The organism is Saccharopolyspora phatthalungensis, assembly GCF_014203395.1.
GTDB lineage: Bacteria > Actinomycetota > Actinomycetes > Mycobacteriales > Pseudonocardiaceae > Saccharopolyspora > Saccharopolyspora phatthalungensis.
The window spans coordinates 1,603,223-1,621,935 of record NZ_JACHIW010000002.1; the positions used below are offsets into that span (position 1 = coordinate 1,603,223).

The 18,713-nt window shown below is 67.7% G+C and carries 18 protein-coding genes and 1 pseudogene; 10 read left to right on the forward strand and 9 right to left on the reverse strand.

Annotated elements, in window-relative coordinates:
- Positions 1-747: 747 nt before the first annotated feature.
- The gene (locus BJ970_RS33165) at positions 748-966 is read right to left on the reverse strand and encodes a hypothetical protein (RefSeq protein WP_184731582.1); all 219 of its coding nucleotides are present in this window, start codon (positions 964-966) and stop codon (positions 748-750) included.
- Positions 967-1,273: 307 nt separating this feature from the next.
- Between BJ970_RS33165 and BJ970_RS39755 the strand changes: the two genes are divergently transcribed.
- Positions 1,274-1,495 carry a hypothetical protein gene (locus BJ970_RS39755; RefSeq protein WP_184731584.1) on the forward strand — a complete coding sequence of 74 codons (222 nt, stop codon included), beginning with the start codon at positions 1,274-1,276 and terminating at the stop codon, positions 1,493-1,495.
- 138 nt (positions 1,496-1,633) lie between these two features.
- Here BJ970_RS39755 and BJ970_RS33175 read toward each other — a convergent pair.
- Positions 1,634-1,919: pseudogene (locus tag BJ970_RS33175) on the reverse strand (WhiB family transcriptional regulator).
- A gap of 237 nt (positions 1,920-2,156) precedes the next feature.
- Between BJ970_RS33175 and BJ970_RS33180 the strand changes: the two are divergent.
- From BJ970_RS33180 to BJ970_RS33200, 5 genes are read left to right on the forward strand one after another with little or no spacing between them, the layout of a single operon-like run.
- Entirely contained in the window at positions 2,157-3,953 is a 1,797-nt protein-coding gene (locus BJ970_RS33180; RefSeq protein WP_184731586.1) for a thiamine pyrophosphate-requiring protein, read from the forward strand.
- The gene (locus BJ970_RS33185; RefSeq protein WP_184731588.1) at positions 3,950-5,053 is read left to right on the forward strand and encodes an enolase C-terminal domain-like protein; all 1,104 of its coding nucleotides are present in this window, start codon (positions 3,950-3,952) and stop codon (positions 5,051-5,053) included. The genes BJ970_RS33180 and BJ970_RS33185 overlap by 4 nt, the downstream gene beginning before the upstream one ends.
- A 13-nt stretch (positions 5,054-5,066) precedes the next feature.
- Positions 5,067-8,036, forward strand: coding sequence for an FAD-binding and (Fe-S)-binding domain-containing protein (locus BJ970_RS33190; protein ID WP_184731590.1), 2,970 nt, complete (start codon positions 5,067-5,069; stop codon positions 8,034-8,036).
- Between the two features lie 6 nt (positions 8,037-8,042).
- Entirely contained in the window at positions 8,043-9,062 is a 1,020-nt protein-coding gene (locus BJ970_RS33195; protein ID WP_184731592.1) for an SDR family oxidoreductase, read from the forward strand.
- Positions 9,059-10,804, forward strand: coding sequence for a glycoside hydrolase family 15 protein (locus BJ970_RS33200; protein ID WP_184731594.1), 1,746 nt, complete (start codon positions 9,059-9,061; stop codon positions 10,802-10,804). The genes BJ970_RS33195 and BJ970_RS33200 overlap by 4 nt, the downstream gene beginning before the upstream one ends.
- Positions 10,805-10,949: 145 nt before the next feature.
- Here the strand turns inward: BJ970_RS33200 and BJ970_RS33205 are convergent, their stop codons facing one another.
- Positions 10,950-11,333: a hypothetical protein gene (locus BJ970_RS33205; RefSeq protein WP_184731596.1), complete on the reverse strand. Its 384-nt coding sequence runs from the start codon at positions 11,331-11,333 to the stop codon at positions 10,950-10,952.
- A 10-nt stretch (positions 11,334-11,343) separates the two neighbouring features.
- Here BJ970_RS33205 and BJ970_RS33210 point away from each other — a divergent pair, with 10 nt between their 5' ends.
- Positions 11,344-11,817 carry an alpha/beta hydrolase family protein gene (locus tag BJ970_RS33210; protein ID WP_246471934.1) on the forward strand — a complete coding sequence of 158 codons (474 nt, stop codon included), beginning with the start codon at positions 11,344-11,346 and terminating at the stop codon, positions 11,815-11,817.
- Between the two features lie 87 nt (positions 11,818-11,904).
- On the forward strand, positions 11,905-12,558 hold the full coding sequence (locus tag BJ970_RS33215; protein WP_246472125.1) for a DUF3159 domain-containing protein: 654 nt from the start codon (positions 11,905-11,907) through the stop codon (positions 12,556-12,558).
- Between the two features lie 130 nt (positions 12,559-12,688).
- Here BJ970_RS33215 and BJ970_RS33220 read toward each other — a convergent pair whose 3' ends face one another.
- The gene (locus BJ970_RS33220) at positions 12,689-12,796 is read right to left on the reverse strand and encodes a zinc-binding dehydrogenase (RefSeq protein ID WP_184731600.1); all 108 of its coding nucleotides are present in this window, start codon (positions 12,794-12,796) and stop codon (positions 12,689-12,691) included.
- 209 nt (positions 12,797-13,005) lie between these two features.
- Between BJ970_RS33220 and BJ970_RS39760 the strand changes: the two genes are divergently transcribed.
- The gene (locus BJ970_RS39760; protein WP_376775185.1) at positions 13,006-13,221 is read left to right on the forward strand and encodes a mycothiol transferase; all 216 of its coding nucleotides are present in this window, start codon (positions 13,006-13,008) and stop codon (positions 13,219-13,221) included.
- A gap of 525 nt (positions 13,222-13,746) precedes the next feature.
- Here the strand turns inward: BJ970_RS39760 and BJ970_RS37380 are convergent.
- Genes BJ970_RS37380 through BJ970_RS33245 form a run of 4 tightly spaced genes read right to left on the reverse strand, consistent with a single transcriptional unit; the run spans position 13,747 to position 17,100 of the window.
- Positions 13,747-13,890 carry a hypothetical protein gene (locus BJ970_RS37380; protein WP_221468359.1) on the reverse strand — a complete coding sequence of 48 codons (144 nt, stop codon included), beginning with the start codon at positions 13,888-13,890 and terminating at the stop codon, positions 13,747-13,749.
- A 60-nt stretch (positions 13,891-13,950) separates the two neighbouring features.
- Positions 13,951-15,330, reverse strand: a complete 1,380-nt coding sequence (locus BJ970_RS37385; RefSeq protein WP_221468360.1) for a WbqC family protein — start codon at positions 15,328-15,330, stop codon at positions 13,951-13,953.
- A 25-nt stretch (positions 15,331-15,355) separates the two neighbouring features.
- A complete protein-coding gene (locus tag BJ970_RS33240; RefSeq protein ID WP_184731602.1) occupies positions 15,356-16,060 on the reverse strand; it encodes a PIG-L deacetylase family protein in 705 nt (234 codons plus the stop codon).
- Positions 16,060-17,100, reverse strand: coding sequence for a glycosyltransferase family 4 protein (locus BJ970_RS33245; protein WP_184731604.1), 1,041 nt, complete (start codon positions 17,098-17,100; stop codon positions 16,060-16,062). Before BJ970_RS33245 ends, BJ970_RS33240 begins: the two co-directional genes overlap by 1 nt.
- Here BJ970_RS33245 and BJ970_RS33250 point away from each other — a divergent pair.
- Positions 17,074-17,316: a GNAT family N-acetyltransferase gene (locus BJ970_RS33250; protein ID WP_221468361.1), complete on the forward strand. Its 243-nt coding sequence runs from the start codon at positions 17,074-17,076 to the stop codon at positions 17,314-17,316. The two genes, BJ970_RS33245 and BJ970_RS33250, sit on opposite strands and share 27 nt — an antisense overlap.
- A gap of 46 nt (positions 17,317-17,362) precedes the next feature.
- Here the strand turns inward: BJ970_RS33250 and BJ970_RS33255 are convergent, their stop codons facing one another.
- Entirely contained in the window at positions 17,363-18,658 is a 1,296-nt protein-coding gene (locus BJ970_RS33255) for a glycosyltransferase family 4 protein (RefSeq protein ID WP_184731606.1), read from the reverse strand.
- Positions 18,659-18,713: the final 55 nt, after the last annotated feature.

Sequence of the window (18,713 nt, forward strand, 5' to 3'; positions counted from 1 at the left end):
TCCGCGAGATTGGCGGCCGGGCTCATGGACGTTCTGATGTGCGGGTCAGGGGTGTCCGTCACAGGTACACCCGCCTACGGCGCTTCCGCATCTCATCCCACGCCCGCCTCTTACGACGCCGTTTCGCGTCGAATTCCCCGGTGCGGGCTAATCACTCGTGCGGCTCGGTCACCCGTGAGGGCCAATAATGAGTAAGCCCGCAGATTGGCACGGGTCTTCTGTCGCGAGACCTCGGCCCAATCTCGGGCTGCAAGTCAAGCGACGTTCTCTGCCAGTTACGGCAGTCCGCTTGGGTTTTCATGTAGTTGTCCTAATGCCGTCCCCCCGCCCCTGTGGCGGGGGTTCGACCGCAGATTAGCGCGGAGCGATCACTCTGTCACGATGTAAATCGTGTGCCCTACCCGTACGGATGAGTGCCCAGCCTCAAGATTGCTAGCCCCCTCGTCAGCCGCCCGAGAAAGACCGTCGTTGGCTAAATGCGACCACCCCTCCGCTTGCTTACGCAGCTTGCTAATCAACTCGTTTCTCCTGCCGAGACACGTCGGATCTCCGTAGATCATGAGGCTAAAGGTTACCGGATGATCTGCGCAAACGGTTGTGCGCTTGTGGTAGTGCGGTGAGGCAGGGGCGTTCGACCTCTAGCATGATGGTGCCCCTCCGGTACGGCGTACCGGAGGGGCATCCCTGTGTCTGAGGTTCGAAATGTCTCGGCTTGGCTTTGCCGTCCCTCTGACGTGGGCGAGGGTCTCAGGTTTTGCCGTTGTGTCTTCGGTGATCCTCGATGACTCCTTGCCAGGTGAGGTAGCGCTGTTCGGCCACGCTGAACGTGCAGCTGCGGCACGTCCACTGTCCGTCAACGCGGTGTAGTACGTGGCGGGTGATCCGGTCGTGGTATTCGTGTCCATTGTTGAACAGGTAGCGCTTGAATTGGAGTCGTACGGTTCCGGCGGGTACACGCTTTAACATGGATGTTTTCCTTCCAGTGCATCATCCGTAGCATGTGGAGTGCCATCGGGATTTGGTCGATTACGTGTGGTGTGAGTTCCACGGTTTGTGTTGTGTTGTTCCGGCGGTCGGGTGAGATCTCCCCGGCCGGTGCCAGCGCTTTGCCGCTGCGCTCGAACATCCCGGCGCTGGCCGAGTTCACCTTCACGCGGATCGACGCCGACTACCCTCGCCGCGCCCGGGGCCACCCCGGCGGCCACGTCGTGATCGGCGGGCAGAACTACGGCCAGGGTTCATCCACTGGCAGAACCTCGCCAACTTCGGCATCGTGCCGCTGGAGTTCTGCGACCCCGACGACTACGCGGGCATCGGAGTCGACGACTCCCTCCTCTTCGACGACCTGCCCGGCGCACTGTCGGCCGGTAACGAACTCGACGTGCGCAACACCACCCGCAACCGCTCCATCCGAGTGCGGCACCGACTCTCACCGCGCCAGGTCGATGCTGTGCTGGCAGGCGGCGTGATCCCGCTGCTTGCCTCTCGCGCCTGAATCCGTTGGACCATCGCGAAATCGGCGGTCCTGGTGCGGAGCTGGCGGCGACACAACGATTTCCCCGGGAGAACCGGACAGTGCGGTATTGGACGCCCGAGGTGATCTATACCCCAACCAAGGTTCCTCGATGAGGCACTAGACGGTCCGACCGGTGGCGATGAGCTCCCGCCGCTCGCGTTCGCCCAAACCGCCCCAGACGCCGTAGGGTTCGCGGGCCTTCAGCGCGTGGGCACGGCATTGCCGCATGACCGGGACACTGGCGGCAGATGAGCTTCGCTCGCCGTTCGCGGTTGTCGCGAGCGCTGCCGCGTTCATTCTCCGGATGGAAGAACCGGCTCGTGCTCACATCCCGGCACGCCGCGTCGAGCTGCCAATGCCAGGCATCGCTCACCGGCTTGGGCAAGCGAGTCGTTGCTGCCACTGCTACCACCTCCGGTTCCCTGCGTTCGGCTGTCTCTAGTCGATCTACCCGGAACGGGACCCCGATACACCTCTCGTCGAGCAGAGATCACCCGCCCACGGTGATCAACGTCACGGGCTCACCGCCTCGGCCCGAGCGCTTGGCGGGGTTAGCGGGCTGGGGCTGCGGGTAGGCGAACGGGAGGTTGTTGCCTGGCGGTTGGTGCCTGGACACCAACGACTCGAGGAGGTGCGCGTCGTGGCGGAGTTGGTCGCGGATCGAATCTTGTCCCGCCTGCGGGAATGGGGCGTCGAGCACGTTTTCGCCTACGCCGGCGACGGGATCAACGGGATGTTGGCGGCGTGGGACCGGGCCGGTGATCGACCGCGTTTCGTGCAGTCTCGGCACGAGGAGCTGTCGGCGTTCGAAGCGGTCGGGTATGCGAAGTTCTCCGGTCGAATCGGGGTATGCGCCGCCACCTCGGGGCCGGGCGCGATTCACCTGCTCAACGGCCTCTACGACGCCAAGCTCGACGGGGTACCGGTGGTGGCCATCGTCGGGCAGACCGCCCGTTCGGCCTTGGGCGGCGCGTACCAGCAGGAAGTCGACCTGATGTCGCTGTACAAGGACGTCGCGAGCGAGTACCTCGGCATGGTCACGGTGCCCGAGCAGTTGCCCAACGTGCTGGACCGGGCGATGCGCACCGCCCAGGCGCGCAGCACTGTGACGGCGGTGATCGTTCCCGGCGACGTGCAGGCGCTGGAGTACACGCCGCCGAAGCACGAGTTCAAGATGGTCCCCTCCAGCATCGGGATGTCCGGTTCCTCGCTCCTGCCGGATGAGGCGAGCCTGCGCACGGCGGCCGACGTGCTGAATGCGGGTGAGCGCGTGGCGATCATGATCGGCCAAGGCGCGCGCGACGCCGCCGACGAGGTCGTGGCGACCGCCGAGATACTCGGTGCGGGCGTGGCGAAGGCATTGCTCGGCAAGGACGTGCTGCCCGACGACCTGCCGTTCGTCACCGGGGCGGCCGGGCTGCTGGGGACGAAACCGTCGTACCAGCTCATGCGCGATTGCGACACGCTGCTGGTGGTCGGGTCGAGCTTTCCGTACAGCCAGTTCCTGCCCGAGTTCGGGCACGCGCGCGGGGTCCAGATCGACATCGACCCGAACCGCATCGGCATGCGCTATCCGTTCGAGGTCAACCTGCTAGGCGACGCCAAGCGGACCCTGAGCGCGCTGCTGCCGCTGTTGCGGCGCAAGCAGGACCGGTCCTGGCGCGCGAGCACCGAGGAAAGCGTGCGCGAATGGTGGGAGGTCATGGACCGGCGCGCCCACGTCGAGGCGGTCCCGGTCAACCCGGAGCGGGTGTTCCACGAGCTTTCGCCGCAGCTGCCCGATGACGTCATCCTGACCTCGGATTCCGGTTCGGCGGCGAACTGGTACGCCCGCCACCTCAAGATCCGCGCCGGCATGCGGTCCTCGCTATCGGGGACGCTGGCCACGATGGGCCCCGGGGTCCCCTACGCCACGGGGGCGAAGTTCGCGCACCCGGATCGGCCGGTGATCGCGCTGGTCGGCGACGGTGCCATGCAGATGAACGGCCTTAACGAACTGATCACCCTGGCGCACTACTGGCGGGAGTGGAGCGATCCGCGGGTGGTGGTCGCGGTACTCAACAACGGCGATCTCAACCAGGTCACCTGGGAGTTGCGGGCGATGAGCGGCGCACCACAGTTCATTCCCTCGCAGCGTCTTCCGGACGTCGGCTACGCGGCGGTGGCCGAACAGCTCGGCCTGCGGGCGGCGAAGGTCGACGATCCCGCGCGGATCCACGAGGCGTGGCGGCAGGCCTTGGCCGCCGACCGGCCGTGCGTGCTGGAGTTCGTCACCGATCCGACGGTGCCGCCGATCCCGCCGCGGGCAGACCTCGACCAGTTGGAGAAGGTGACCAGCTCGCTGCTCAAGGGGGATCCCGAAGCCTGGTCGGTGGTCCGCGAGGGCGTGAAGTCCAAGGTTCAGGAATTCCTGCCGGGCGGCCACAAGCGGCAATGAGCGCCACCGAAGCCCGGATCGGGCCGGTGCGGGCGAGCGCGTACCGGGTGCCGACCGATGCCGACGAGGGCGATGGCACGTTGGCCTGGTCGGCCACGACGATCGTGGTGGTGCGCGCCGAGGTCGGTGACGTGGTCGGGCTGGGCTGGACCTACACCGACGTCGCGGGTGTCGAGCTCGTGCACGGGATCCTGGGCTCCGCCGTCGAAGGCCGCGACGGGCTCGACGTCCCGGCCGCGTGGCAGGCGATGCAGCAGGCGGTTCGCAACCTCGGGCGCCCGGGCCTGGTGTCGTGCGCGATGTCGGCAGTAGAGATCGCGTTGTGGGACGCCGCCGCCCGTCTGGTGGGCCTGCCGCTCTGCCGGTTGCTCGGTCGGGTGCGGGATGTCGTCCCGGTCTACGGCAGCGGTGGTTTCACCACCTACGACGAGCGGCAGCAGCGGGCGCAACTGCAGCGGTGGGTCCACGGCCTGCGGTTGCCGGCGGTGAAGATCAAGATCGGGCAGGACTGGGGAACCAGGGTCGATCGCGACCTCCGGCGGGTCGATCTCGCGCGCGAGGTGGTCGGCCCGGAGGTCGAGCTCTACGTGGACGCCAACGGCGCCTACGGGCCGGGCCAGGCGGTGCGGGTCGGTCACCGGCTCGACGAGCGCCGCGTGTCGTGGTTTGAGGAGCCCGTTTCCAGCGACGACCTCAGCGGATTGCGCCGGGTTCGGGAATTGGTGGGCGCGGACGTCGCCGCCGGTGAGTACGGATACCACCTGCCGTACTTCGAAGCCATGCTTGAGGCGGTGGACTGCTTGCAGGTGGACGTCACCCGCTGCGGCGGCTTCGGGGAATGGTTGCGGGCCGCCGCGTTGGCGGCGGCCCGCAACCGGGAGATCTCCGGGCACTGCGCGCAGAACCTGGCCGCGCACGTCGCGCTGGCCACGCCGAACCTGCGGCACCTGGAGTGGTTCCACGACCACGACCGGATCGAGCGGATGTTCTTCGACGGGGTACTCGATCCGACGGGTGGGCGGGTGCGCGCCGAGCTCTCCCTCCCCGGACACGGCATGACGTTCAAGGAAGCCGACGCCGAAGCCTTTCGGATCGCCTGAACGGGAGGAGAAGATGGCAAGAGCTCATGCGCGGACGGCCGAACCGTCTCAAGTGGACGTCGAAGCGCTGGAAGGCGATCTGCGCGCGGAGGTCGATGGCGAGGTGCGCTTCGACGCGGGCACCCGCGGCGCGTATTCGACGGACGCGTCGAACTACCGCCAGGTGCCCATCGGCGTCGTTGTGCCGCGCACGGTGGAGGCGGGGGCACGCGCGGTAGCGGTCTGCCGCCGCCACAACGCGCCGCTGCTGTCCCGAGGCGGCGGCACGAGCCTCGGGGGCCAGTGCACGAACGCCGCAGTCGTCCTGGACTGGAGCAAATACTGCAACAAGCTCGTTTCGGTCGACCCGCGAGCGCGGACCTGTGTCGTTGAGCCCGGCATCGTGCTGGACGATCTCAACCGCCGACTCGCGGAGCACGGGCTGAAGTTCGGGCCGCAACCGGCCACGCACAGCCATTGCACGATCGGTGGGATGGTGGGCAACAACTCCTGCGGGGCCAGTGCGCAGCACTACGGCAAGACCGTAGACAACGTGGTCCGGCTGGAGATCCTCACCTACGACGGCACCCGCGCCTGGGTGGGGAAATGGACGGAGGAAGAACTGGCCGACCGCATCGACGCAGGCGGGGATCTCGGGGCGCTGTGCGACCGCTTGCGCCGGGTGCGCGACCGCCACGCCGAGGAGATCGGCGAACGCTACCCGGACATCCCGAGGCGGGTCTCCGGCTACAACCTGGATTCGCTGCTCGGTGCGGAGTTCGACCTAGCCGGGCTCGTGGTCGGCAGCGAGGGCACGTTGGCCACCGTGCTCCGCGCCGAGATCGAATTGGTGCCCGTGGTGCCCGCTGCCGCCATGCTCGCGCTCGGCTACGACGACATCGCCGCGGCCGCCGACGCGGTGCCGGGGATCCTGGCGCATTGCCGGCCGATGCAGCTGGAAGCCATCGGCGGCGAATTGGTGCACTTCATGCGGGAGGAGGGCCAGTTCCTCGATTCGGTCGCGATGTTGCCGCGGGGCAACAGCTGGTTGATGGTCCAGTTCGGCGGTGGCACCACCCAGGAAGCCGACGCCCAACTGCACGCGTTGCTTGCCGCGCTGGGGAAGTCGACCTCGGACGACGACGTCGCTGTCTCCGACGATCCCGAGCAGGAGCAGCAGATGCTGAAGGCCCGCGAGGCCGGGCTGGGAGTCACCGCGCATCCGCCGGACATGCCGGAAAGCTGGGAAGGCTGGGAGGATTCGGCCGTGTCGCCGAATGTGCTCGGCGACTACCTTCGCGACCTGCTCGCGCTGTTCCAGCGCTACGGCTACGAACGCCCGGCCCTCTACGGCCACTTCGGGCATGGTTGCGTGCACATCAGGATGCCGTTCCGGCTCAAGAGCGGCCCCGGGGTGGCCACCTTTCGGGACTTCCTGTTCAGCGCGGCCGACCTCGTCACATCCCACGGCGGATCGCTCTCCGGCGAGCACGGGGACGGGCAGGCGCGCGGGGAACTGCTCCAGCGGATGTTCGGCCGGTCCATCGTGACCGCCTTCGAGGAGGTCAAAGCGGCTTTTGACCCGCGGAACCGGATGAATCCGGGCAAGGTCGTGGCCGCGCACCGTGTCGACCAGAACCTCCGGCTCGGTGCCGACTACCGGCCTTCGACGAACCGGGCCTTCCTCGGGTTTCCCGATGACGACGGCAGCTTCGCCCAGGCCGCGTCCCGCTGCGTCGGGATCGGCAATTGCCGGCGCGCCACGGGCGGCGTGATGTGCCCCTCCTACATGGTGACGCGAGAGGAGGAACATTCCACCCGCGGGCGGGCCCGGTTGCTGTTCGAGATGCTGCAGGGGCACCCGGATTCACCGGTGCGCGACGGATGGCGCTCCACCGCGGTGCGCGATGCGCTGGACTTGTGCCTGGCGTGTAAGGGATGTAAGTCCGACTGCCCGGTCGGCGTGGACATGGCGACTTACAAAGCGGAATTCCTCGCCCAGCACTACCGCCATCGCCTGCGCCCGGCGGCGCACTACTCGCTGGGATGGCTACCCGCGATCGCGCAACTGGCCGCAGCGGCTCCGCACGCGGTCAACGCGGCGCTGCGGGTCCCGGTGCTGGCCGAAGCGGGGAAACGACTCGCCGGCATCGCGCCGCAGCGCACCCCTCCGCGCTTCGCCGCGGCGAGCTTCCAGCGGCAGTGGCGCCACCGCCACGGACCCCCGCCGCCACGACCCGGTGAGAGCAACGCGGTCGTGCTGTGGCCGGACACGTTCACCAACCACTTCGACCCGCAGATCGCGCGTGCGGCCGTGGATGTGCTCGAAGACGCCGGATTGCGGGTCGCGGTTCCTACCCAGCCGATGTGCTGCGGGTTGACCTGGCTCTCGACCGGACAGCTCGGCATCGCGAAACGCGTGCTGCGGCGCACCTTGCGGCTGTTGCGGCCGTGGTTGGAGTCCGGAACGCCGATCGTCGGGCTGGAGCCGTCGTGCGCCGCGGTGTTCCGGTCCGACAGCCGTGAGCTGCTGCCGCATGACGAGGATGCGCAGCGGATGCGCGACCAGTTCGTCACCTTCGCCGAGGCGATCCGGGATCGCGCACCCGGCTGGCGGCCACCGCGAGTGGGCGGGCGGGCCGTCGTGCAGCGGCACTGCCACCAGTACGCGGTGCTGGGATTCGATGCCGACACCGAGCTGATGCGCCGCGCCGGCATCGAGGCCGATGTCCTCGACTCCGGCTGCTGCGGCCTCGCCGGCAACTTCGGGTTCGAGCGCGGCCACTACGAGGTGTCGATGGCGTGCGCCGAACGGGTCCTGCTGCCCGCCCTGCGAGTAGCGCCGGACGACACAGCGGTGCTCGCCGACGGATTCAGCTGTCGCACGCAGATCGAGCACGCCGAACGGCAGCGGCATCCGCTGCATCTCGCCGAACTGCTGCGCTGCGCGCTCCCGTCCGCTGCGGCCGGGGAGTTGGGAAAGAATCGGATGGGAGGCAGGTGAAAGGCGATGTCGCAGGTCGTCGTGGTGACCGGGGCGAGCGCAGGTGTCGGTCGCGCGGTTGCCCGCGCTTACGGCAAGCGCGGGGCGCGGGTGGCACTCGTGGCCCGCGGGCGAACCGGGCTCGACGCCGCCGCGCGGGAGGTTCGCGACGCCGGCGGGATGCCACTGGTGGTCCCGGCCGACGTCTCCGACGACGAGCAGGTCGCGGCGGCGGCCGCGCGTGTGGAGAGCGAACTGGGGCCCATTGATGTCTGGGTCAACGCCGCATTCGCTACGGTTTTCATGCCGTTCGAGGAGATCAGCCCCGAGGAGTACCGGCGCGTCACCGAGGTCACCTACCTCGGGTGCGTGCACGGGACAATGGCCGCGCTGCGCCACATGCGCCCGCGTGATCGGGGCGTGATCGTGCACGTCGGCTCCGCCCTGGCATACCGGGGAATTCCGCTGCAATCGGCATATTGCGGGGCCAAGCACGCGATCCAAGGGTTCCACGAGTCCCTGCGCTGCGAACTGCTGCATGAGCGCAGCGGCATCCGGACCACCATGGTGCAGCTGCCCGCGGTGAACACACCACAGTTCTCGTGGGTGCGCTCCCGGCTGCCGCACCACCCCCAACCGATGCCGCCGATCTACCAACCCGAGATCGTCGCCGATGCGGTGCTCCACGCCGCCGACCACCCGCAGCGCCGCGAATACTGGGTCGGCGGCAGCACCGTAGCCACCCTGATCGCCAACGCCCTGGTTCCCGGGCTGCTGGAGCGCTACCTCGCCCGCAACGGGTACGCCGCGCAGCAGAACGCCGATGTCGACGATCCCGCCCGAGCGGATAACCTGTGGGAGCCTGCGGACGGAACGGACGGTCGGGACTACGGCGCTCGCGGAGTCTTCGGCCGGGCGCACGAGCGCAGCCCGCAGATGTGGGCGTCCCACCACCACAACGCACTCGCCCTCGCCGCGGCAGGGATGACCGCCGTGGGCTTGGGCGTGCTGCGCCGCCGGACCCCACGAGCGCGGAGGGCCCGGTGAGCGACGAAGACGCCGTCCGCCCTCACATCCTGCGCGAATACTCCGTGCTCGCCGACGGCTACCGGGGCGCGGTCTGCGGTCCACGCGGCGACATCGTGTGGCTGTGCGCGCCCCTGTGGCACGACGACGCGGTGTTCTCAAGGCTGCTCGGTGGGGCCGGCGCCTACGTGATCGCACCCGTCGAGCCCTTCGCGTGGGGCGGCTACTACGAACCGCGATCACTGATCTGGCGCCACCGGTGGGTGACCACCTCGACCATCGTCGAATGCCGGGACGCCCTGGCCCGGCCCGGCCAGCGCGACCGGGTGGTGCTGCTGCGCCGGATCGAGGCCGTCGAACGCGAAGTGAGGCTGCACGTGATGCTCGACGTCCGAGCCGGTTTCGGCCAGCACCCCACCCGAGATCTCACACTCGACGACGCCGGGCACTGGACCGCAGACAGCGGCGGGCTGCGGATACGCTGGTCCGGCGCGCCAAACGCCACAGTGGACAACGGCGTGCTCCGGACGGAGGTGACCGTTCCCGCCGGCGGGCACCACGACTTCGTCCTCGAACTTTCCCCGGGTCGGCTCGGCGACCCGGTCGAACCCGAATTCGCCTGGCGCAGCACGGAGACGACGTGGTCCCGCGAGGTCCCGACGTTCGACAACCTCGTGGCACCCAGGGACGCGCAACACGCCTGTGCCGTGCTGCGCGGATTGACGGTGCCGCGCGGCGGCATGGTGGCGGCGGCGACGATGTCGTTGCCCGAACGCGCCGAACAAGGCCGCAACTACGACTACCGCTACACGTGGATCCGCGATCAGTGCTACGCCGGGATCGCGGCAGCCGCAGCCGGCGAACAAGCGCTCCTGGACGACGCGGTGTCGTTCATGACCGAACGCATCCTGGCCAACGGCGACGGGCTGCGCCCCGCCTACACCGCCGAGGGCGGCACGGTGCCCGACGAACAGCGGCTGGTCGACCTGCCCGGCTACCCCGGCGGGCAGACCGTCGCCCGCGGGAACCGGGTCACGCGCCAGGCTCAGCTCGACTGCTACGGAGAACTTCTCCAGCTGCTCGCCGAAGCCGCCCGCTACGGGCGGCTGGACGGCGACAGGCAACGCGCCGTGCAGCTGGCCGTCGCCGCCATCGGCCGCCACTGGGGGGAACCGGAGGCCGGGCTGTGGGAGCTCGCCGACGACTGGTGGACACATTCGCGGCTGGCCTGCGTCGCGGGCCTGAAAACGGCGGCGCGGGTCGCCCACCGAAGCGATGTCCCGGCCATGCTGAGCCTCGCGGACGCGATCCTCGCCGAAACCTCGCGACGCTGCCTGCACCCGGACGGTCACTGGCAACGCAGCCCAACCCGGACCGGGCCCGACGCCGCCCTCCTCCTCCCGCCGGTGCGCGGGGCGCTGCCCGGGGACGATCCGCGCACCCGGGCGACCATCGCGGCGGTTCTCCGCGACCTCGGCGAGGACGGCTACCTCTACCGGTTCCGGCACTCCCCGCAGCCCCTGGAGAGCGACGAAGGCGCGTTCCTGCTGTGCGGGTTCTTCATGGCGCTCGCGGAAAACCAGCAGGGCAACGACACCGCCGCGATGCGGTGGTTCGAGCGCAACCGCGCGGCCTGCGGAACACCGGGTTTGTTCGCCGAGGAATACGACGTCCGGCAACGCCAACTCCGCGGGAACCTCCCGCAAGCCTTCGTCCATGCCCTCCTCCTCGAATCCTGCGTGCGCCTGCGCCGAGCCGCGTAGGCGCCGAGCGTTCAGCCGCAGCTGGTATGTCGAGGGCGAACGCCAGAATTTCCTTGCAACGGTTGGGAGAGCGACGTCGAAGTGCTTGGCAAGCGCGGTGAATACCTGCTTGTGCTGGCGGCGTTGCGTGCGGCTGAACACGCGGTCAGGTGGGGTCCGTGCGCGGTGGGGTCCGGCGCAGGCATCGTATGCGGTGCAGGACGTCGATTTGGGCGCGGTTGTAGAGGTCTTTGACAGCTACGGCGAGCGTCCTCGCGGCAGGGTGTACACCGGTCGGTACGTCGGGGCGCAGTTCCTTCAGCGCGGGGTGTTCGGTCCGGAGTCTGTCGCCGAATGCGACCAGGCGTTCCGCCAGCTCGTGCCGGGTCTGCTCGTCGGTGTCGGCGGGCAGATTGTCGAACTCGGTGATCGCGGGGTCGGTAGGGATTATCGGCAGCATTTCCGTGTAGGCATTGAGGGTTGAGGGGTCGAGCACGCGGCTCATGACCACGAGCAGGGAGCGGTCGGCTTCGGAGAGATCGCCAGTCACCGTGGCCGGGATGAGCTCGGGTGGCGGCTCCTACGGCGGCTACGCCACGCTGGTCGGCGTCGCTTTCACCCCGGACGTCTTCGCCGCCGCCATCGACTACGTCGGCATTTCCAACCTCGCGAACTTCATGCGAACCCTTCCCCCTTTCGTGCAGCCCCAGATAGTCAACAATTGGCACTTGTACGTCGGTGACCCCGACGACCCGGAGCAAGAGGCCGACATGCTGGCCCGTTCGCCGATCAGCCGGGTGGACCAGATCCGCACACCGCTGATGGTGCTCCAGGGCGCCAACGATGTCCGCGTCGTGCAGGCTGAGTCCGACAACATCGTCGACGCGCTGCGCGCCCGCGGCGTGGAAGTCGAGTACACGGTCTTCGACGACGAAGGCCACATGTTCGCGAACCCGGAGAACCTGATCGCCATGTTCCACGCGGCCGAGCGTTTCCTCGGCCGACACCTGGGCGGTCGGCCCGACAACCGGTGAGGAGGACTGATGAACCACGTTTTCCCCTCCGCTCATCAAGTCCGACCGGGTGCGGGTGCCGCGCAAGAGACCGAGGAGAGCCACATGATGCCAGAACACGGCCGCAACAGCGGCGAGACACCCCATGCCGCCGAGTTGGCCCCGAAGCCGACGCTGCTCGACCAGATGGGCGGCCCGTCCGGGCTGGTGTACACCGGACTGCCGGTCGTGGTCTTCGTCGTGGCCAACAGCGTGTTCGGACTGCAGGGCGGTATCTGGAGCGCCATCGGTATCGCGGTGGCGATCACCGTGCTGCGGCTGGTGCGCAAGGAGCCAATCCGACCGGCCGTCTCCGGCCTGATCGGCGTCGGGGTCGCCGCGTTCATCGCCTACCAGACCGGATCGGCCAAGGGGTTCTTCCTCGTGGGTATCTGGGCGAGCCTCCTGATCGGAAGTGTCCTGCTCGTGTCGGTCCTCGTGCGGTGGCCGCTGGTCGGGGTCGCGGTGAACCTGTTCGGGGACAAGGGGAACGCGTGGCGCAGGGACCGGCCATCGCGGCACGACTATGACATCGCCACCCTCGCGCTGGTGAGCGTCTTCGCGGCCAGGTTCGTCGTGCAGCAGTGGCTCTACAACGAGGACAACACCGGCTGGCTGGCGTTCGCGAAGATCGCGATGGGCTACCCGCTCCTCGGTCTGGCGCTGCTGGTGGTCGTCTGGGCGGCCCGGCGCTCGACCAAGCGACTCAAGGCACTCGACTGACGGGGGATTCTGCACGGACCGCATGGCCGATCGCTCGAACCGCATCGGACCCGTCGACCACGCGCCACGCTCTACGGCTCCTGAACGCCGACTGTCGCCTTGGGTGTCTTCGTTGTCGACCGATGGCGGCTCAAGCATGGACGACAACCATCTTGCCTTTGGCCTCGCCAGCCTCCATCACGCGATACGCTTCGCGCACGTCCTCGAAGTCGAACACGCGCGAGGGCTTCGCCTTCAACCAGCCCGCTTACTCGGCGCGCTCCGCGCCAGCTTTCGCTAGCAAGGAGATAGCTTGCTGTTACATGCGTTCTGGTGCGCTGATGCCGAGCAGGCCGAGCCCATGTTGCAGCGTGCGCGCGTGCACCCTCTCCGGCGGCCTCGGCGTCCCGAAGTGCGCGCAGCAGGAGGTTTCGGGTGTAGCTGCGGCCTTCCTCGGGAAATGGCGCGATCTGCTCCCACAAGCGGGTCAGGGTCTGGGAGGAGGAGTGCGCGCGGTCGCGAGCCACGGTGGACGCTGTGGGTTCGCTTGATACCACGGTGCTGTGGCGAGACGAGGTCTTCTCGCTCCGCTACATCGTCACCCACATGATCGAGGAGTATGCGCGCCACAACGGTCATGCCGATCTGCTTCGCGAGAGTATCGACGGAACCGTTGGCGAGTAAGGGGACCACGTCTTCCGACGTCGGTGGTCCTGGTCTTCGCTGCGGGGACGATCGGTGGCCCTTGACCCGTTGGGGCAGGGCCGAGCGGCCGGGGTAGAGATCATTCCGATCATCTTGCTGACGTCAGTGACGCTGTTGACCATCTCTGCGGTGGGAGCGAGGCAGGCGCGGCTGGCGTGGTGGCTGGCGATCGTGCTCCCCGTGATCTCGCTACCGGCTACATCGGTGGCTGCTGAACTAGCGGTCGATGTCGTCATGGCGTTGTGGCGACCCCAGCTCAGAGAACGCTCGCCGGCTCATTGTGCGGATGACCACCGCCTCGCTCTCGGCGATCGGCAGCATCTCCTCAGCCGGGTGGACACGACATGTTCCTCCAACAGCGGCTGGGCCACAGCATCAGCATGAATCACTTGGCTGCGCTCAGTATCAGGGCGGCCGCCATGGCGCGCGGTAGGCCGGTGTAGATCGGTTTCGACGACTTCTATTCGACCGAGCGGGCACGGTACGCGACGAACCCCTGTGTGGTTAGCCCGCGAGGAAGAGGTCTTCGAGGTTTGGGCGCCATACCTTGCTCTTGCATGGATGGGGCGCGAGGTCGTGCGTGGTCAACGTTTTGGTGAGCATCCGGTATGCGTGGTGGGCGGCGTCGTGGTCGGTGCAGAAGATCACGTAGTTGTCGGTGACTCGTATGACGGTGCTGTCAGCGAGGGCGTGATCGACCTGCAGCAGTCATAGGTTGGTCAGCAGCGGGGATAGCCCGCTGCCCGGTGCGAGCGGGGATGGGAGCCCGTTGAGGACTCGTCGCACGATGCGTAGGAAGCTCCCGTCATGGATCCAGTCCGCCAGCCAGCGCATGGTTTGGTCGACGGTGCTGCCTGCGGTCGCGCGGGTGACGTCGATGTCGGCTACCCAGCAGGGGCTGGTGATTCCGTGGCGCTGGGCGTAGGCGAGGGCGTGGGCGCGGCTGCGGCCGGGCCGCCAGCCGAACAGCCAGTCCGGATACGCGTGGGCTTCGAGTATCGGTTCCGCGCACTGGCGTAGCGCTCGGTGCACGATGCGGTCCTCGACCGTTGGAATGACGATCGCCAGGTCTTTGTCATCGAGGCTCCAGGTGACTTGCCGGAGTGGGCTGGGAGTCCAGGAGCCGTCGTGCAGGTGTGCCGCCAATTTCGCAAGCCGTGCGTCTAGCCCGGCCCGGTAGTTGCGCCAGGTCATGCCATCGGCGCCGGGGCTGGAGGTCGTGCGCATGCATCCGCGTGCGGCCTGCTTGAGTCGGCGCCGATCGGTGAGCAGCGGCATCAGTGAGTGTGTCTGCCGCGCCTGCGGACGCGCGCGAGATCCGGTTACTGCGGGTCGGCTGTCGTGCTCATGCGGCGTCCAGGTGCGGGTCGATGCGCCTGCGGCCAGGATCTCTCGGGCATGTGGCCCGTGGTGCAGCACCGGGTCCAGCGCCGCCAGGTTGGGGACGAATGGGCCGCGCCCTTGCGGGTAGGGGTGGTGAGTGTAGGTGGCGACTTCGATTGCGATGCCTGCCTGGGTCAGCAGCCTCGTGTCGAGGTAGTGCGGTGCTCCGGTGCCCACACGCAGCACCGTCGCGCCGGTGCGGCGGCACAGATCGACGAGCATCGCGGTCTTGGTGCCTGTGGGATCAAGACTGCTGGAGGGGATGAGTTGGATGTCCAGTCCCAGTGCGCGGGACACCAGTTTGATGAGGGTGGTGTTCACCGCGGTCAGCGTTGTCCACGGCTGGTGGTAGATCGCGTGGAGGTCCTCGGCGTAGGTGTCGAAGTACTTGGCGCGCCGGTAGATCTGGCTCAGGGTGCGCCAGTGGCGGTGGGCCCAGCGCGGGTCGGCGATGGCCACGTCCCGGATCGGTTGCGGATATCGGCCTGTGCGGCGGACAGGAACGCTGAGTCGTTGCCGTCCGCCGGTGTGGCCACGGATCCAGGTGCGATGCTGGACGCCTCGTTCGGCGAACTGGACGTGGTCGAGCAACACGAGCTGGTCTACGTCGAACAGTCGGGCGAAGTAGCCCTGCCACGGTAGATATGACGGCTGGTGCGCGACAAGTACCTTGGGTGGGTGGTTTTCCTTGCGGTGTAACGACATGGCTGAAACGGCTCCGTGGAATGGGTCAGTACGCCAGGCGATAGGGGACGAATTTCTCGGCATAGTGCCAGCCCAGCGCACCGCCGGCTGCGGCGTCGGTGGTGCGGATGTTTTCGATAGCGCGGGGATGACCTCCGCCGCGTAGTTGCGAGGTGTAGCAGCGTAGCGCGTGTTCCTTGGCGTACCAGTGCGCCGAGGTGTTGACGTGGACACGCCAGGGCTCCTCCTGGGCGCACCAGTGGTCCTCGACGCCGCGGAATCCGAGGACGAGTGAGGGTGTGTGCTTGCTTTCGCGTGCGTGGACCCGCGCGGCGGCGAACGCGGCCCGGTGCACCACCTGGTGATCTTGGTGAAAGCCACCGGCCGCAGGGATGAGCAGCGCGTCCGGTTTAAGGATGGCCAGCGACGCTGTTGGGTGTTGCTCGATCAGCTCGACGAGGGCCCGAGGCCGAGCGGCGATGTCCAGGTCACCGGTCTCATCGATCCAGGCCATCGCCTGGGTTGTGACGCCCAGCGCGGCGCACGCCTGGATGAATTCGTTCTGGCGCACGACTGGGTCGCTGACGCCACCCCACATCGGCGCGGCGCGCACGGTGACGGCGAGCACGTGAACGTCGACTCCGTCGGCGACCAGCCGTGCGATCGTTCCGCCGCAGCCCAGGGTTTCGTCGTCGGGATGCGGTGCCACGACCAACGCGCGCTCTCCCGCGCTGAGTCCCAAGACGCTCACTAGTCCGCCCTCCGCTGGAGCGCTGGCTCGACGACGCGGAGAAACTGCTCAGCGATCGCGGCCGGATCGTGCTTGGCGGCGCGCTGGATCGCGGTCTGGCTGGCGCGCTGGTACCCCTCGGTGTCGGCGAGCAGTTCGGTCACCGCCTGCCAGAGTCCCGCCGCTCCAGCGGAGGGCGGGACGACGGCTCCAGCGTTACCGATCAGGGTGGGCACGTGGCCGAGGTCGAAGGTGACCACCGGAGTGGCGACGCTGAGAGCTTCCAGCGCTGTGTTACAGAATGTCTCTGGTGAGGTGGAAGCGATCACGGTGCAGGCCGCGCCGGCGAGGAAGGGCTGTACGGCCCGCCACGGCAGATCGGCCACCAGTCTCACCCGGGGATGAGCGCGCGCTCGGCTCTGGCAGTCGGCGATGACCTGCTGCTGCATGCCGGGCCAGTACTCGAAACCGGCTGTGGCCAGGACGATCTCCACGTCCCGTTCGAAGGTATGCGGGCAGGCGGTGATGAGCTCGGCGATGCCCTTGTGCGGTTCGGCACGGGCCACGATCCGCACCGGGCCACTGGTGCGCAAGTGTTCTCGCGCCGTGGCCGAGGGAGGGGTCCCTGGGGTCAGCAACGCGTTGGGTACTGCTCGCCAGCCCCTGGTGTCCAGGCCGGCGTTCGTGGCCTCACGGATCAGGAACTCGCTGTTCGTCAGCACTCGATCCGGCTGGTGAGCCAGAGCTTGGTGCAGGTAGGTGTCGGTGCGCAGCACGCGCATCATCAGGGCGGTCGCGATACCGGGATGTGGTGCGAGGAAGCCCAGGCCCCAGGTGGCGTCGACCCAGCACACCAGATCGGCGTCCACTTGGGACAACAGGTGGCGGGCGTCGTCGGCGACCGTGGACGTGCTCGCGAGGGCGGTCAGGAGAACGTCTTCGGTTGCTGGTGCGGGTAATGCGAAGCGAGGCAGGCGAATGATCTCTACGCCGTCCCCGGGAGACGGCGGGCCCGCGGCGAGGACGTAGGCAAGATGTCCGTTTTCGCGCAGGCCGTACACGCGTTGCTCGATGTCGTGCGCTCCCGAGCCGTCACATGGGGCTGCAGACGCCTGTACCTCACCTCAGAACCGGACAACACCGCAGCACACTCCGCGTGGACGAACCTTGGCTTCACCAACGTGCCAGGCGATCACAACGTCAACGGTGTCTCCGTCATCACCGACTTCAAAGGCCCTGACAAAAGCCGCGCGGTCTACGAACTGATCATCAAATAGCACTCAGACACCATCGTCCGTCCGGCCACTGGCGCAAAGCTGACGCTCAGGCTTTAGCAGCCCAGAAAAATTCCAGCAGGCGCGCAAAGTTGCGGGCGGCGTCGCGTTCGGCACGGACCCTTGACGCAGCAGCGGCCCGCATTTTGGCCCGCTCTTCGGCCGGTAACGAGAGGCCGCGCCGGACCGCCTCGGTCAGTCCATCCGGCTCGTCCGGGTCATACAACATGCCCGTGCGGCCGTCGTCGATCTGTTCGACAAACCCATCCCGGCGCGGGGCCACCACAACCGGGCCAGCGTTTTGCGCCCACAGAGCCGTCTCGAACGGCACATTTGCCAATGTCTCTCCCCTGGACGGACACGCCACCACCCGGGTCTCCGGGAGACCGCACAGGGCTCGCGGCAGGTCCCGGGTGAACCTGGTGACCAATGTCGCCCGCAGATTCTCTTCGCCGATCCGGCGTGCATAGTCCGCGATCAGTGGATCGGCGTGGTCGAACGGGACAGCGACGATCACGGCGTGGACCTCGTTGCGCAATGGGCCAAGGGAGTGAATGAGAACATCGATCCCCTTGGTGGGGTCGGTGCGCCCGATCGTGACCACCAGCGGTCGATCCAGGGGGATCCGCCATCGCGCTGCAACCGCGCGGGCCTGGCCGCTCGGCATGGGCTGTAGGTCCGGGCCGGTCAGGTCGAGGCTGGACGTGTACGGCGCCAGTCGGCGCGGCTGCATCCGGTAGTCCGCTTCAAGATGGCGAGACAGGAACCGGCCGATGTCGGCGATCCAGATCTCGGGATGCTGGTTCGCGCTCTCGATGCCACGCCGTTCCCATTCGATACGCCGCGGATTCGGCGTGGGACGTTCAACGATCAGGGCGGTGCTGTAGAAGCAAAGCAGGATATGCACCGTGCCGCGCGTCGCGGCCGGCTGCCGCATCCACGCCTCGCCGAGCCCGGCGAACGGGGTGTCCACAGCGATCACCAGCAGCTCGTCATAGCGCTGCGCCAACGTCCATGCGCAGCGGGCACCGGCCTTCGACAAGGCCCGCCATGTGGCAACCGACCAGAACTCCGTCTGCGTATCGTAGGGCAACGCGTGGACCCGCCCGCCCCATTTCTCTACGGCCCTCCGACTCGCCTCTAGCTGGGCCGGATCAAAGGCCCACGTGGCTGGCCCCGGCTGTGGGCACGCCAGGTGTACATCGAACGCCCCGACAGCCCCAATCAGCAGGTCCCTGTGTCGTTGAAGCGTGGAGAGCAGCGTCGTCGTTTGACGCCCCAGACCGTTGGTGTTGTTGCATACGCCATTAACGGTGCAATACAAGACGGCGCGCCGAGTACCCATGTGGTTCTCCTTCATCGAATTTCGATCGGCTACTCTTCCGGCTGTCCATGTCGTC